The organism is Ottowia thiooxydans DSM 14619, from assembly GCF_000422885.1.
Lineage (GTDB): Bacteria > Pseudomonadota > Gammaproteobacteria > Burkholderiales > Burkholderiaceae_C > Ottowia > Ottowia thiooxydans.
Window position 1 is genome coordinate 17,423 of the sequence record NZ_AUGX01000020.1, and the last position, 14,752, is coordinate 32,174.

Here is a 14,752-nt window from a genome sequence, read left to right on the forward strand (position 1 = left end):
TGCGTCAGAAGACCCCGATTTTGGTGGTTCTAATCTTACGTTTTGTAAACTAATCGAGGGAGCCGTATCACCATGGAAACTGTCTCGTAACTGAACGGGGATGTGAGCGGCCTTATGGCGTGCCGAGATGGTATGTCGGGCGCGTATAAGGTCCACCGCCTCTGCGACGAACATGACCTTCAAATTTCATCACGATGGCCCATTCGGCGCCACGGGAGGAGCATGAATACTCGCTCAGATCAGCGCTTGCGGTTTCTCTCCTCGTTCATACACTACGTGCGCCCGGCCGACCACTAACGGGTCGAGTTTCCCTATCAACTTCATCTCCTTGCTGGCGTAGGGGAGTTTGTGGAGTACATAGCGCATGGCGTTGAGACGGGCGCGCTTCTTGCAGTCGCTCTTGATCACGGTCCAAGGGCTGTCAGCGGTGTCGGTATCAAAGAACATCTGCTCTTTGGCACGCGTGTAGTCTTCCCATTTGTCGAGGCTGGCCTTGTCGATGGGGCTCAGCTTCCACTGTTTGAGTGGGTGGCCTTCTCGCTCTTTGAACCGCCGGCGCTGCTCGGCACGGCTGACGCTGAACCAGAACTTGATCAGATAAACGCCGCTGCTGACCAGGTGGCGCTCGAACTCGGGCGCCTGTCGCATGAACGCCTGATATTCCTGCTCTTCGCAAAATCCCATGACGCGCTCAACGCCGGCACGGTTGTACCAGCTGCGATCGAACAGCACGATCTCGCCGTGGGTGGGCAGATGCTGCACATAACGTTGGAAGTACCATTGGCCGCGCTCGGTGTCGGTGGGCTTTTCAAGCGCCACCACGCGGGCGCCGCGTGGGTTCAAATGCTCCATGAAGCGCTTGATAGTGCCCCCTTTTCCCGCGGCGTCTCGGCCCTCAAACAAGATGACGACCCGCGCCCCGGTCTCCTTGACCCAGTTCTGCAGCTTGAGCAACTCCACCTGCAGCTTGAATTTTTCTTGCTCATAGACTGAGCGGCGTAGCAGGTTTTTGTAAGGGTAGCCACCGTCGCGCCAGCCCTCAACCAGTTCTTCGTCGGGGTTGGATGCGTTGCGCAGGGGTGCATCGACCGGTGAGCGGAGCGCTTTGCGTAAGGCCTTACGGTCGTCCGAAGATGCACCATCAAGGATGGCGCGCAGTCCGCTGGCGCGCTCGGTCGTGGTGCCGGCAGACGGGTCGTTGAGCAGGTGCCGGGCCGCAGCCAGTTGCTTGTCGCGAGCGGAAGAGGTGGCGCTTTCAACCACGAACTGTTCCATTGCGCGGGGCGCCAGCGAAGGCGAGACGTCTCCCCGGCTGGTTGGGCGAGCCAGGTTGTTCAGATCTTTCTTGGTGCCGGTCTTGCGACCAGCTGGCTGCGCCGTCTTGCGAATGACTTTGGCAGGCACGGATTTTTTTGCGGCAGCGGCTTTTTCTCGCATGGTTGTGCTCGGTTGTGATTGAACTAGTGGCGGTGCGGCGCCCTCTGTAATCACTATCGGCTGCTGCGACGGCGGCAAATTGATCTTGGTCAATAAGCGCCTGGGTTGAGACATTGCACGGTGTTATGTCACAACGATGTCACCTTGCCGCAACGCACCATATTGCGACTTTCAAAGGGCGTTTGAGCCTGGATTTGGCAAGGCGCCTCTAGCCTTGACGAAGCAGCGCCCGCCTTATTGACGTTGGGAGCGCGAGCTGGAGGTCGGGGGGCGCTGGCTTCAGGGAAGCGCCTCCCCGTCAGGAGCGGGCAGGCAGCCGGGTTTCGGGGTTCACTGGGCTCCGTACTCTTGGTGAGCGTCACGCTGCTTTCGGATATAGAGCGCCCATAGAACTCGTCACCCACATTGGTTACTTACGGTCGGGGTCTCAGAGAGATTGCGCCGTTCTGCCGTCTCGCGGATTGCCTAAGAGGTCGCAATCGCTCGAATCCCGCCTCATTGTTGAATAACCTGGAGAACTTTCCGTTGAATCGCCTGCTATTTTCTTTTCTTGCATTTCTTCTTGCGTGCTCTTGCGGGATCGCCAGCGCAAATGGCCAGGGCGGTAGAGCGGCGCCCCAGCCCATTTACGCCGTTTGGCTCATCAGTCAAAGCTGTAGGGGGCCAGCTTCCGAAACCATGACTCGATCACCAGACGCAGAGAGGATCAAGGCCGATGGGGCGGTTGAGCTGCATAAACTTGGTGTGCGCTACCAAATTCCCCACATTCCAAAGGTCGATGAATTTGCACTCAAGCTTGCTTTCGACGATAAGTCACGCGGCCTTACCGACAACTACGTACTGATTTCGGACCATGACCTCGCGCCACCAATAGGCGCGCTGGTCGTAACTCAATTGCCACCTAACATTCCAAGCGCAAAAGCAGTGTTGGACGTGGTGGACGGGATGCAGCGCAACCTCGCAAAATCCTCCCCCGTTCCTATCGAGCGCCGGCATATCGCTGACCTCAGATTAGGACAAGGTATTGAATACATAGCATCCAATCGGATAAGTAGTCCGTGCTTTCCGACCTCAGAGTTCAGGTTTTCTCCCCCTGAAAAGGGTGTGAAAACGGTCGGTATCGGAAGATTCTTTGTTCGGAATGGCCTATTAATCGAGTTGTCTTATATCGTGAGCGTTCCAGACGCCATGACGCTCACAGAGCAAAACACCTTTGCTCGCGCTGAAATGGACAGGTACCTTGAAGGCCTTACTTTCACGGACTCTTCGCGCTGATCGGGTGCAAGCATCGGGTATTCACTAAACCTTTAGACGTGCGCCAAAGCTAAGCAGAACGCTTAGTCTGAATTCGAGCCCCCAGCTTCTTCGAGCCGAACCTCGCGCTCAGCCAGGCGAAGCCCACCCGGAAAAGCTCGGCAGTGCAGTGTTACGAGCGCCGTAGCAAAAGCTGAGAGGCCAATTCCAGCAGGCTGTCGGTGTATTCATTGGGCGGCAGCATGCGGGCTGCGTCGATGGCTCTTTGCGCCTGCTCTGCTGCAGCGGCGCGGGTGCGTTCAAGAGCGCCGGTCTGGCGCACGATGTCGGCAATTGCGGCGAGATTTTCAGTGCTGCCCGTTTCGATAGCTTGCTGCAGCAGGCTTGCCTGCTCTTTTGTACCCAGGCGCATGGCGAGGATCATGGGCAGCGTAGCTTTGCCTTCACGAAGATCGTCGCCCAGGTTTTTGCCCATCTCCGCCGCGTCACCGTCGTAGTCGAGCACGTCGTCGATCACCTGAAAAGCCGTACCGAGCGATTGGCCGTATTCAGCGCAGGCGGCTTCGATATTGGCATCGGCGCCGGCAAGCACTGCGCCCAACCGGGCACTGGCCTCGAAGAGCTTCGCTGTTTTGGAGCGAATCACGCGAAGGTAGTCTTCCTCATCAAGCGCGGCATCATGCATGTTCATGAGTTGCAGCACTTCGCCTTCCGAGATGATGTTGGTGGCATCTGCCAGGATTTGCATTACCCGCATGCTGCCTGCGTCCACCATCATCTGGAAAGCACGCGAATAGAGAAAGTCACCCACTAGCACGCTGGCGGGGTTGCCGAACACCTCGTTGGCGGTGCTGCGGCCTCGCCGGAGTGTGGATTCGTCCACTACGTCGTCGTGAAGCAGGGTAGCGGTATGGATGAATTCGACCACCGCAGCCAGATTAAAGCGCTGTTCGCTGCGGCAACCCAGCGCGCCGCACATCAGTAGCAACAGCACGGGCCGCAGCCGCTTGCCACCTGCGGAGATGATGTAGCGTGCGACTTCCCCAACCAGCGGTACGCCTGAATCGAGTCGGCGGGCAATGGTGGCATCGACCTCGCGCATGTCCGCAGCAACGAGATTCAAGGCCTGGCTGGTGGTCGTGGAGGTGGCTGACAAGGGCTGAGACTACTGGGAAGTGAGAAGGCGCCGTGCACGAGCTGCGTGGCGATCGGCATTATCGCAAATGACCTCGTCACGTTGCGGTGCCGGGTTTTTACGTGAAGAAGTCACACCGGGTGTTGACCGATGTCATCGAAGGTCTATGAACACGCTCTTAGGCGCAATTTGTAGGGGCGAAGCGCCTCTATTTGGCGAAAACCCTAAGTGCTGCTAGAATACGCGGTTCTGCCGGAAATGGGTCTGGTAGAGGCTTTTCAAGTTTATGAAGAGGTTCATATGTACGCGGTCATAAAAACCGGCGGCAAGCAGTATCGCGTTGTCGCTGGCGAAAAAATTAAAATAGAACAGATTGCTGCGGACGTTGGCCAGGAAATCACCCTTGATCAGGTGCTGGCTGTCGGAAGCGGCAGTGAGTTGCAGATCGGGGCACCCCTGGTGTCCGGCGCCACAGTGACGGCTACTGTCGTCGCTCAAGGCAAGCACGACAAAGTGCGCATTTTCAAAATGCGTCGTCGTAAGCATTATCAGAAGCGCCAAGGCCATCGCCAGTGCTTCACCGAAATCGAGATCGGCGCTATCAATGGCGTCGGCAAGTCCAAGGAGTAAAGAACCATGGCACAGAAAAAAGGCGGCGGCTCAACGCGAAACGGGCGTGATTCCAAGCCCAAGATGCTGGGTGTGAAGATATTTGGTGGCCAGAGCATCAGCGCTGGCTCCATTATTGTTCGCCAGCGTGGTACGCGCTTCCATGCTGGCACCAATGTCGGCGTGGGCAAAGACCACACGCTCTTCGCATTGGTTGATGGCCACGTGTCATTCGCCATCAAGGGTGCATTGAATCGGCAGACGGTGTTTGTAACTCCAGCTGCCTGATCACTGACGCTCTATGCGCCGGAGCCCCGCCAAGCGGGGCTTTTGTGTTTTAGAGCGTGTTCAAAGTCTCTGCGCAATGTGTAGTGCGGAGACTTTGAACACGCTCTAAGAGCCTGCTTAAAGTCTCTGCGCGAGGACCATTGTGTTCGAAAAGCTGTGGATGCAAGGCGAAAAACGCAGGGATACCTTGTGGTATCGCGAGTATTTTTAACGCTGCAGACGCGGGTTTTCGGGTGCAATGGGGCCGCGAGGAGACTTTGAGCAGGTTCTCAAGGCTTCCTCTTCTTGAGAGAGGTAGACCAAGGCGAAAATCTCAGCCTGAGGCTAGGAGAACATCATGAAGTTCGTAGACGAAGCATTTATTGAAATCGCTGCCGGAGACGGCGGCAACGGCTGCGTTTCGTTCAGGCATGAGAAGTACAAGGAATTCGGTGGCCCTAATGGCGGTGACGGCGGACGTGGCGGCCATGTCTACGCCCTGGCTGATTCGGCGCTGAACACCCTGGTCGACTTTCGCTATGCGCGCCGGCACGAAGCCAAGCGCGGGCAGCACGGCATGGGCTCGGATATGTTTGGCGCCGCTGGCGACGACATCGTGCTCAAGGTGCCGGTAGGCACCTTGATTACAGATTCGGAAACTGGCGAAGTCCTGTATGAGCTCCTCACGGACGGTGAGAAGATCATGATCGCCAAGGGTGGCGACGGTGGTTTTGGCAATATGCGCTTCAAAAGCGCTATCAACCGTGCGCCACGCCAGAAAACCCCAGGCTGGCCGGGCGATAAGAAAAGCCTCAAGCTTGAGCTGAAAGTGCTCGCTGACGTGGGCTTGCTGGGTATGCCCAACGCTGGCAAATCCACCTTCATTTCCGCCGTCAGCAATGCACGGCCAAGGATTGCTGACTACCCCTTCACCACTTTGCACCCCAATCTGGGCGTGGTGCGCGTGGGCCCCGAGCAAAGCTTCGTAGTGGCCGACCTTCCAGGCTTGATCGAAGGCGCCTCAGAGGGCGCAGGCTTGGGGCATCTGTTCCTGCGCCACTTGCAACGCACCCGTGTTTTGCTGCATCTGGTCGATCTCGCGCCCTTCGATGAGGGGGTCGACCCCGTTGCGCAGGCCAAAGCGATCATTGCGGAGCTTAAAAAATACGACAAAGCGCTCCATGCCAAGCCGCGTTGGCTGGTGCTCAACAAGCTGGATATGGTGCCGACGGATGAACGTGAGGCTCGAGTGAAGGACTTCGTCAAGCGTATGCGCTGGAAGGGCCCGGTTTTCGAGATTTCCGCGCTGACCCGCGAGGGTTGCGAGCCACTGGTACAGGCCGTTTACAAGTATCTGCGCGTAGAGCATTTGGCCACGCAGCCTGAAGAGGCTCCAGACCCACGATTCACGTGATGAGACACCCCCTGAATCAATGAGATCCCCCCTGAGTCGCTTACGCGCCTTCCCCCTGCGGGGGACGCTACTAGCGGCCGGGCGGAGCCCGCTCCGCGGTCGCACTGGTGTGGCTTGCTCCGCAGCCTCCGGAATGGGGGGCGATGGGTGGAGTTTTTTTGAGTCAGCTCCGAGATCCAGAGCCAGCGCTTTCCAAGATTTGAATTTATCTTTCCCCGCTAGGGGAAAGACTAATTACTCAAAGGCCGAGCGCAGCAATGGCCCGAGTGAGTCTCCCCACCCCTCTGGCCGTGCCGAGGAGCGCAGGGTAAGGGGCGGGCAAGAGCACTGCAAGATGCTCTTGCTTCGTGAACTAGCTTGCGGCAGCTGTTTGAACGTAGAGAGCGAAGTGAACGAAGAGAGTTCTGCCGCACCGCGCCTTGACCGAGCACCGCAGGTTGCCCGGAGCGTAGCGCAGGGACACGGCAAGTGGGGTCGCCTTTCTTTTGCCTACGTTTCTTTGGCGAAGCAAAGAAAAGTAGGTGCGCTGCCGGGCGCAATTCCCGGCCTCCGACCTAAAGAGAAGCGCAGAAGGCCATTAGCAACTGCAGCGCTCAATCAACCGCCGCTTGCTCTCACGCCGCAGCCGGCCGCCGCCCCCGCCCTCTCCCAGAGGGAGAGGGAGTCAATACCCTCGCCCCAACCCTCCCAGAGGGAGAGGGGGTTAACACCCTCAAGCTCAGGCCCCGTAGCCCCATGGACAACTGAATGACTCAACAAGATACATCCGAATTGCTGCGCAACGCCCGCCGCATCGTCGTAAAAGTTGGCTCCAGCCTAGTGACCAATGACGGCCGTGGCCTGGACGAGCAGGCCATCGGCGAGTGGAGCCGGCAAATGGCGCAACTCGCACGCGGCGAGCCGGAGGCCGGTCTGGGTGGCGCTCGGCGCGAAGTCATCATGGTGTCCAGCGGGGCCATCGCAGAAGGCATGAAACGCCTGGGCTGGGCTAAGCGCCCCCGGGAGATCAATGAACTTCAGGCTGCCGCAGCTGTGGGGCAAATGGGTTTGGCGCAGATGTACGAGACCAAGCTCCGCGAGCAAGGCCTGCGCAGTGCGCAGGTGCTGCTCACGCACGCCGATCTGGCTGACCGCGAACGCTACCTGAATGCGCGCTCCACCTTGCTGACGCTCCTGCAGCACCAGGTGCTGCCGGTGATCAATGAGAACGATACGGTCGTCAACGACGAGATCAAGTTTGGCGATAACGACACTTTGGGTGCGCTGGTGGCCAACCTCGTCGAAGCGGATCTGTTGGTGATTCTGACTGACCAGAAAGGCCTTTTTACTGCCGATCCACGCCAAAATCCCACTGCGGAGTTTGTGCACGAGGCCCGCGCGGGAGACCCGGCTCTGGAGTTGATGGCTGGCGGCGCAGGTTCTTCCATTGGCAAGGGCGGCATGCTGACCAAGATTGTGGCGGCGCGGCGCGCCGCAGGCTCCGGGGCTTCTACGGTGATCGCCTGGGGCCGCGAGCCGGATGCGCTTTTGCGGCTGGCACGCGGCGAGCGCATTGGTACGCTGCTCGTGGCGCCCACGCAGAAAACGCAGGCGCGCAAACAGTGGATGGCTGACCACCTGCAACTGCGTGGTGCCCTTGCCGTGGATGATGGCGCGGCCGTCAAACTCCGCGCCGAAGGTAAGAGTTTGCTGCCTGTAGGCATGACTGCAGTCGAAGGCGTGTTCTCGCGCGGTGACGTGGTGGCCATCCGAGATACCACCGGAGTGGAGATCGCGCGTGGTCTGGCCAATTACTCAAGTGCGGAAGCGCGCCTTCTATGCCGCAAGTCTTCCAGCCAGATTGAGGCGCTACTGGGGTATACGGCCGAGCCAGAGATGGTTCACCGCGACAACTTGGTTCTTAGCCGCTGAAAACAAAGCGCTGAGCCTCTAAGCTCAATCCGCGCTGACCTTTGTAAGCTCCTGGGGCCATGACCCAGGTTCTTGGCCGTTTAATCTTCGTACAGCGTGCCCTTGGGCGATTTGAGTGCACGCACCATATCCTCATTGGTCTGAGCGGTACCCGTGCCAATGCATATGCCGTTGCGTGCCAATCGGAACGGGTGTCGGTAGGTCGTTTGGCCCAGCATGCTGTTCCATTCGCTGGAGCTGTTTGGGGACCATTCACCGCCTTGCGTTTGGCGGGCATACACACGGTACTCGCCAGTGGAGCAACGGATGCCCTCATACATGGCGTTCACGGCGCTAGGGCCGCGGGCGACCACCACATAGCGAACGATACCGGTCGTGTGGTTGATCACGATGGTGCTCGGATCAATGCCGATCTTGACTGAAGATGCTCTGGGCATTTCCACTTCGATCAGGCCTTTGAGACTGTAGGGCAGCGGTGGAGGAACTGAATCTTCCTTCCAGTCGACACGATCCATATCAGCAGATTGAGCTGCGGAGGGCAACGGCAGGCACAGCGTTGCCGCCATAGCCCCAGCGGCCGCGAGCGAAGGGAGGAGGGAATAGCGCGGTTTCTTCATTGGAGATCGGCAGGCATATTTCATGCGCTGCCTTTTATTCATGCACTGCCTTGTTGCTTGGCCTCACCGCCGTCTGGCAGGCTCTCCAACGTGGCGTCAGGGGGGAGCGCGAAACCGGACATCCGGTTACGGTGCTCGAAAGCAGGGTGCTGCTCATGACCATCATGCACAGATGCCTGGGTCTGAATAGGCTCTAAATTGTCATGCTCGCGCGGACGCATACCGCCCCGCAAATAGCGGTTGCGGTATTCATTGCGCGGGAGGTAGCGCGCCAATTCGGTCAGCGCCATTTCATAGACGCCGCGCTTGAACTCCACCACGACATCAAGCGGCACCCAGTAGTCATTCCAACGCCAGGCGTCGAATTCCGGGTGGCTGGTGGCTCGCAGGTTGAGCTGCCAGTCGTAACCCGTCAGCTGAAGCAGATACCATATCTGCTTCTGGCCTTTGTAGTGCCCGCGCGCATCGCGACGGATGAACCGGTCTGGCACCTCATAACGCAACCAGTCGCGGGTTCGGGCCACGATACGCACATGCTCAGGCTGTAGCCCGACTTCCTCATGCAGTTCGCGGAACATGGCTTGTTCGGGCGATTCGCCTCGATCAATGCCTCCTTGCGGAAACTGCCAGGAATGGGTGCGAATGCGCTTGCCCCAAAATACCTGATTTCGCTGGTTGAGTAAGATGATGCCGACATTCGGGCGAAAGCCTTCCCGGTCGAGCATAATCGGACCTCAATATTTCAATAATTGCAGTCATTATGCACGCTTAAACGGGCATGGAGGGGTGGCACTAACCCCATGGCTTGCGCAGACATTTTTTTGCTCTGATGAAAGCATCCCAGTTCCTCATTTCCACACTCAAGGAAGCTCCGGCGGACGCCGAGGTTGTCAGCCACCAGCTGATGACCCGCGCCGGAATGATCAAACGCCTGTCAGCAGGTGTGTATACCTATATGCCGATGGGCTTGCGCGTCATACGCAAGGTTGAAGCCATTGTGCGAGAGGAAATGAACCGTGCAGGCGCCGTGGAGTGCGCCATGCCGGTGGTGCAACCGGCTGAATTGTGGCGGGAAACTGGCCGGTTCCAATCCATGGGTGCCGAATTGCTTCGCATCAAGGATAGGCACGAGCGTGATTTCGTCATCCAGCCTACTAGCGAAGAGGCCGTGACAGACATCGCGCGCCAGGATTTCCGCAGCTACAAGCAGTTGCCCAAGAACATCTATCAGATCCAGACCAAGTTTCGAGATGAACGCCGTCCGCGCTTCGGCTTGATGCGTGGACGTGAGTTCACCATGAAAGATGCCTACAGCTTCGACCGTGATGAAACCAGCGCCAAGGCCAGCTATCAGATCATGGCACGGGCTTACCGGGCCATCTTTGATCGTTTTGGGCTGAGCTATCGCGCGGTAGCGGCAGATTCCGGCGCCATCGGCGGCGATATGAGTGAAGAGTTCCAGGTGATCGCCTCCACCGGTGAAGACGCCATCGTCTACAGCACCGGCAGTGAATACGCCGCCAATATGGAAAAGGCCGAAAGCGCTGCGCCAGCTGCATCGCGCCCGGCCGCCACGCAAGCCTTGACGAAAACTCCCACGCCCGCAAAGAGTACCTGCGCGGATGTGGCTGAGTTGCTGAACATCTCTTTGAGTGCCACGGTCAAATCGCTTGTGCTGGCCACGGATGCGCTTAATGATCAGGGTGAGATCGTAAAGACTCAGGTCTGGCTACTGCTGCTGCGCGGTGACCATGACATGAACGAGATCAAGGTTGGCAAGCTGCCAGGGCTGGATCAGGATTTCCGTTTTGCCACGGTCCCTGAAATCATCGAGCATTTCGGCACCAAACCTGGCTATCTCGGCCCGCTCCAGCTGAAAAAGCCCGTCAAGGTCATTGCTGACCGTGAGGTGGCCGTGATGGCGGACTGGGTCTGCGGCGCCAATGAAGAAGATTTTCACCTGACAGGTGTCAATTGGGGCCGTGATTTGCCCGAGCCTGATCTGGTGGCTGACATCCGCAATGTGGTGGCTGGCGATCCCTCGCCAGACGGGCAGGGCGAGCTGGCTATTCAGCGCGGCATCGAGGTGGGTCATATCTTTTTCCTGGGCACCAAATACAGCCAGCCCATGAACGCTACCTTCCTCGACGAAGACGGCAAGCCCAAGCATTTCCAAATGGGCTGCTATGGCATTGGCATCACCCGCCTGCCAGCGGCGGCTATTGAGCAGAACCACGACGAGCGCGGCATCATCTGGCCTGACGCCATTGCCCCATTCACCCTGGTGATCTGCCCTGTGGGCATGGACCGCAGCGAAGCGGTGAAAACCAGTGCTGAAAGCCTCTATCAGGAGCTGTTGGCTGCCGGTGTCGATGTCATCATTGATGATCGCGGCGAACGTCCTGGGGCCATGTTTGCCGATTGGGAACTCATCGGTGTGCCACACCGCGTGACCATCGGTGATCGCGGGCTGAAAGAAGGTCAGGTCGAGTACCAGCACCGTCGCGATGCCGCGCCCACCAAAGTGGCTGCCGGTGAGATCGCTGCTTTCGTGAAAGGCAAGCTGGGGGCATGAGCGCAGCGCCGGGCCGCCCCAAGCAAGCTCTCACCGTAGGCGAAGCTGGAGGTGTGTCCATCAGCGCAGCGCCGGGCCGCCCCAAGCAAGCTCGCACCGCAGGCGAAGCCGAAGGTACGTGCCAAATACGCGTGGGTGGCGGGCCGCTGATTGCGAGCGGAATTTCAAGGAGAAAACTCCTCTTATCGGCGCCCGTGATGGCCGGGCCGTTATTGATCCCAGAGCCGGCTTGGGCGGGCGGGCAGTTGGAAGAGCCGTTGATGGACTCGGTGCGCACTGCACTGAGTTCTGCCGTTGCCAACAGGGCGCCGCCCGTGCCAACCTTCAGCTCCACTGCCGCGCGCCTTTCCTATCTCCGATGGCTTTCAAGCATGAGCGACCGGCTCTACGGACGCAAGAAAGAGTTTTCCAGCCGGATCGAGTTTCTGCAGACGGTTTGGTATGAGGCCCGGCGTGCGGGACTAGACATTTCCCTGGTGCTGGGCTTGATACAGGTGGAAAGCGCGTTTCGCAAGTTTGCAGTCTCCAGCGTAGGCGCTCGCGGATATATGCAAGTGATGCCTTTCTGGACCAGAGTGATCGGCGATGGCGACCCCGGCAAGCTGTTCCATATGCAGACCAATCTTCGCTTTGGCTGCATCATCTTGCGGCATTACCTGGATCGTGAGCGGGGAGATACCTTCATGGCCCTGGGACGCTACAACGGCTCTCGCGGAAAACCGCAGTATCCCAACGCGGTCACAGGAGCGCAGAGCCGCTGGCTCTGGAGCGATCAAGCATCCCCAACCGGGGCTTGAGTCGCCGCGGCATCGCCAGGGGCGGTGACGAGCACCTGATCGATCCGGTAGTTATCCACGTCCAAGACCTCGAAGCGGTAGCCACCCCAATTTACGCTGTCCGTGCGGCGGGGCACGCGCCTCAGCATGACCATCAGGAAGCCGCCCAGGGTGTCGTACTCTTCAGGGTCGGGTAGATCCGAAAGATAGAGCGCACGCTGTACGTCCTGCATGGGGGTGTGACCGTCTATCAGCCACGAGCCGTCGTCCCTGCGCACAATCAGCTCTTCATCTTCCGGGGTGACGAGCTCTCCCATCACGGTGCTCATGACGTCGTTGAGCGTCACCACGCCTACCACGGTGCCGTATTCGTTGACGATGACCGCAAAATCCTCGTGCTGGTGGCGAAACTGCAGCAGCACTTCGGAGAGCGTCAGGCGATCGGGTACGACCACTACTTTGTGCAAGAGGCTTGGATCGGTGAGGTGAATCGGCCGGCCATTGAGTACGCATTGGAAGAGATCCTTCGCATCCACATAGCCGAGCAAGCGGTCCAGTTGGCCGTCGCATACCGGATAGGTGGAAAAGGGCTCGGCGGCAATACGTGCGCGAACCACGGCGTCGGGGTCGTCCTTGCCAAGCCAGGCAATGCGATCGCGTGGTGTCATGGCGCTGGAGACCACACGTGTGTCCAGCTCGAACACGTTTTCGATCACTTGCTGTTCGCGGCGCGCCAGCACGCCCGCCTGTGCACCTGCCTCGGCCAGCGCGAGAATGTCTTCCGGCGTGATGCGCTCATCACGCTGAGTGGGCAGGCTGAACAATTTCATGGTGAGGTCTGAGGCCCTGGTGTAGAGCCACACCACGGGCTTGAAGGCGCGCAGGAATTGCTCCATGGGCCCCACTACCCACATCGCTACCCGTTCCGGCTCGGCCATGCCGAGACGCTTGGGTACAAGATCCGCGAACACCACGAACACCGAGGTGACCGCGATCACTGAGCCCACGAAGGCCAACGTACCTGCCGAGCCTTCGGACAGCCACAGACTCAACCACCGACTCAAATGGGGGCTGAGCAGCCCTTCGCCTACGATGCCGCCGAGAATGGAAATGGCGTTCACGCCAATCTGAACGGCAGTGAAGTAGTAGCCGGGTTGCTCTTGAACGCGCAACACGCGCAGCGCCCGTGCATCGCCTTCATCCGCAAATTGGCGCAGGCGCAACCGCCGCGATGCGGCCAGGGAAATTTCAGCTACAGAGAAAAACGCGCTGGCGCCAATCAGCAGGGCAATGACCAGAAGTTGTTGTGTAAAGCTCATGCGTGCCCAGGAAAAAAGAATGTCTCAAGGAGTTCGCACCGGAGACAACTCAGCATGCTCTGTTTCACTGGACTAGTGATCAATTTTGCAAATTTTCATTGGGAAATTACCCAGGAAAACGCATGCGCTCTTGTAGGACCCGGATGACATGCTGAGTTCATTTCGCTCCCTATAATGAATTAAGGTAGCGACCTTACGAAGATGTTTCCGGGGACACCTCTGCCCGCTGTGAACCATCACTGAAGTGCGAAATCGTGGGAGCACCCGCGCAACTCGGTACCTGCAACTAAAGGTCTATTATGTTTGAAATCTTAATTCGTGAAGCTGCCACGCGCTTTGGCGTGGGAGACAAGGCACTGCCACTGCTGCAAATGCTGCTGGCCTATATGACTGCCAAGGAAACGGGCGGCTTGGTCGGATTCCTGGAAAAATTCAAGGCAGCCGGTCTAGGGCCTATCGTGCAATCGTGGCTCGGCGGCGGTCCCGCGGCACAGCCGGTCAGCAATAGCCAACTCGAAACGGTGGTTGGTGCCAGTGGCGGGCTGCTGTCGCTGCTGACTTCCAAGCTTGGCGTCGATCGCGAGAACGTCGCTTCAGCGGTAGGTTATTTGCTGCCCGCCGTGGTCGGCAAGTTGACGCCCGGCGGAAGCATCCCTTCCAGTTTGCCACCTGAGATCGCCAGTTTGGCTGCTGCCGGGCAAACGCTCCTGGCAGTTCCGGTCGTGGCCTCTTCGTCGGCTGCCGCAGGTGGCGGCGGGGCGATGAAGTGGTTGCCATGGATCATTGTGGCGATTGCCGCATTGTTCGGCTTGAACTACTGCTCGAAGAGCCGCACGGCTGAGCCTGTGCCAGCAGTGGCTCCGGCATCCGCACCTAGCTCCGGTGCATCTGGCCCGGTCGGTAGTTTTGGCCCCGGTCCGGCCATGGCGCCTGCCTCGGCTCCATCCACTGGTGCAAGCGTACCTGGCGGGGATGTTCAAGCGAGCGCAGAGCCCGCAGGCTCTGGGATATTGGCTTGGCTCTCCAGCGAAGCCCCGGCGCTTAAGGTGTACTTCGAATCCGGTAAAACAGAGGTTTCGAATGAACTCGGTGCCAAAGCCACTGAGCTGGTCAATTACTTGAAAGAGCACGCTGACGCCAAGGCGGTCATTTCAGGATTCAATGACCCTACCGGAGACGCAGCGAAAAATGCCGAGCTTTCCAAGCAGCGTGCGGAGGCTGTGCAGGCCGCGCTCGTGGCTGCCGGGGTGCCGCAAGATCGCACCGTGCTTGAAAAGCCCGCCGAACCTACGGGAACCGGTGCAACGAACTCTGCTTCCCGCCGCGTCGAAGTTGTGGTGCGCAAGTAAGAATCGCGCAACCCATAAAAAAACGGACGCATTCGCGTCCGTTTTTTATGGCTAGCCAGTCTCAAACTAAAAGCACGCCCGCAGAGTAC

At 58.7% G+C, this 14,752-nt stretch carries 12 protein-coding genes and 1 pseudogene; 8 read left to right on the top strand and 5 right to left on the bottom strand.

Annotated features, from left to right (window positions below; genetic code table 11):
- Positions 1-234: 234 nt before the first annotated feature.
- Positions 235-1,437, bottom strand: a complete 1,203-nt coding sequence (gene ppk2, locus G518_RS0116780) for a polyphosphate kinase 2 (protein ID WP_028603548.1) — start codon at positions 1,435-1,437, stop codon at positions 235-237.
- Positions 1,438-1,962: 525 nt separating this feature from the next.
- Between ppk2 and G518_RS0116785 the strand changes: the two genes are divergently transcribed.
- Positions 1,963-2,712: a hypothetical protein gene (locus tag G518_RS0116785; protein ID WP_028603549.1), complete on the top strand. Its 750-nt coding sequence runs from the start codon at positions 1,963-1,965 to the stop codon at positions 2,710-2,712.
- A 151-nt stretch (positions 2,713-2,863) separates the two neighbouring features.
- On the opposite strand, the gene G518_RS0116790 is transcribed toward G518_RS0116785, so the two are convergent.
- Positions 2,864-3,847 (bottom strand): polyprenyl synthetase family protein, encoded by a 984-nt coding sequence (locus tag G518_RS0116790; protein ID WP_028603550.1) that lies wholly within the window; start codon positions 3,845-3,847, stop codon positions 2,864-2,866.
- Between the two features lie 279 nt (positions 3,848-4,126).
- On the opposite strand from G518_RS0116790, the gene rplU reads away from it, so the two are divergent.
- The 4 genes from rplU (at position 4,127) to proB (ending at position 8,027) form a co-directional block, all read left to right on the top strand.
- Positions 4,127-4,456 carry a 50S ribosomal protein L21 gene (gene rplU / locus G518_RS0116795; protein ID WP_028603551.1) on the top strand — a complete coding sequence of 110 codons (330 nt, stop codon included), beginning with the start codon at positions 4,127-4,129 and terminating at the stop codon, positions 4,454-4,456.
- 6 nt (positions 4,457-4,462) lie between these two features.
- Positions 4,463-4,723, top strand: coding sequence for a 50S ribosomal protein L27 (rpmA, locus tag G518_RS0116800; protein ID WP_028603552.1), 261 nt, complete (start codon positions 4,463-4,465; stop codon positions 4,721-4,723).
- Positions 4,724-5,060: 337 nt separating this feature from the next.
- Entirely contained in the window at positions 5,061-6,116 is a 1,056-nt protein-coding gene (gene cgtA, locus G518_RS0116805) for an Obg family GTPase CgtA (RefSeq protein ID WP_028603553.1), read from the top strand.
- 747 nt (positions 6,117-6,863) lie between these two features.
- Positions 6,864-8,027, top strand: a complete 1,164-nt coding sequence (gene proB / locus G518_RS0116810; RefSeq protein ID WP_036595052.1) for a glutamate 5-kinase — start codon at positions 6,864-6,866, stop codon at positions 8,025-8,027.
- An 80-nt stretch (positions 8,028-8,107) separates the two neighbouring features.
- On the opposite strand, the gene G518_RS0116815 is transcribed toward proB, so the two are convergent.
- Together G518_RS0116815 and G518_RS35550 are read right to left on the bottom strand one after the other, a co-directional pair.
- Positions 8,108-8,644 carry a CNP1-like family protein gene (locus tag G518_RS0116815; RefSeq protein WP_051236877.1) on the bottom strand — a complete coding sequence of 179 codons (537 nt, stop codon included), beginning with the start codon at positions 8,642-8,644 and terminating at the stop codon, positions 8,108-8,110.
- Positions 8,645-8,843: 199 nt separating this feature from the next.
- Positions 8,844-9,369 (bottom strand): annotated as a pseudogene (locus G518_RS35550) (RNA pyrophosphohydrolase); the annotation flags it as partial.
- 104 nt (positions 9,370-9,473) lie between these two features.
- Here G518_RS35550 and G518_RS0116825 point away from each other — a divergent pair.
- A complete protein-coding gene (locus G518_RS0116825; RefSeq protein ID WP_028603556.1) occupies positions 9,474-11,219 on the top strand; it encodes a proline--tRNA ligase in 1,746 nt (581 codons plus the stop codon).
- A gap of 131 nt (positions 11,220-11,350) precedes the next feature.
- Entirely contained in the window at positions 11,351-12,016 is a 666-nt protein-coding gene (locus G518_RS0116830; protein WP_028603557.1) for a lytic transglycosylase domain-containing protein, read from the top strand.
- On the opposite strand, the gene paeA is transcribed toward G518_RS0116830, so the two are convergent.
- Positions 11,992-13,314: a polyamine export protein PaeA gene (gene paeA / locus G518_RS0116835; protein WP_028603558.1), complete on the bottom strand. Its 1,323-nt coding sequence runs from the start codon at positions 13,312-13,314 to the stop codon at positions 11,992-11,994. The genes G518_RS0116830 and paeA overlap by 25 nt on opposite strands.
- A 299-nt stretch (positions 13,315-13,613) precedes the next feature.
- On the opposite strand from paeA, the gene G518_RS38565 reads away from it, so the two are divergent.
- Positions 13,614-14,663 (top strand): YidB family protein, encoded by a 1,050-nt coding sequence (locus tag G518_RS38565; RefSeq protein ID WP_051236881.1) that lies wholly within the window; start codon positions 13,614-13,616, stop codon positions 14,661-14,663.
- The last annotated feature ends 89 nt before the right edge of the window (positions 14,664-14,752 follow it).

Coding starts and splice junctions, on each gene's coding strand:
- G518_RS0116825 (WP_028603556.1), top strand. CDS start 9,474: ATGAAAGCATCCCAGTTCCTCATTTCCACACTCAAGGAAGCTCCGGCG.
- rplU (WP_028603551.1), top strand. CDS start 4,127: ATGTACGCGGTCATAAAAACCGGCGGCAAGCAGTATCGCGTTGTCGCT.
- paeA (WP_028603558.1), bottom strand. CDS start 13,314: ATGAGCTTTACACAACAACTTCTGGTCATTGCCCTGCTGATTGGCGCC.
- proB (WP_036595052.1), top strand. CDS start 6,864: ATGACTCAACAAGATACATCCGAATTGCTGCGCAACGCCCGCCGCATC.
- ppk2 (WP_028603548.1), bottom strand. CDS start 1,437: ATGCGAGAAAAAGCCGCTGCCGCAAAAAAATCCGTGCCTGCCAAAGTC.
- rpmA (WP_028603552.1), top strand. CDS start 4,463: ATGGCACAGAAAAAAGGCGGCGGCTCAACGCGAAACGGGCGTGATTCC.
- G518_RS38565 (WP_051236881.1), top strand. CDS start 13,614: ATGTTTGAAATCTTAATTCGTGAAGCTGCCACGCGCTTTGGCGTGGGA.
- G518_RS0116815 (WP_051236877.1), bottom strand. CDS start 8,644: ATGAAGAAACCGCGCTATTCCCTCCTCCCTTCGCTCGCGGCCGCTGGG.
- cgtA (WP_028603553.1), top strand. CDS start 5,061: ATGAAGTTCGTAGACGAAGCATTTATTGAAATCGCTGCCGGAGACGGC.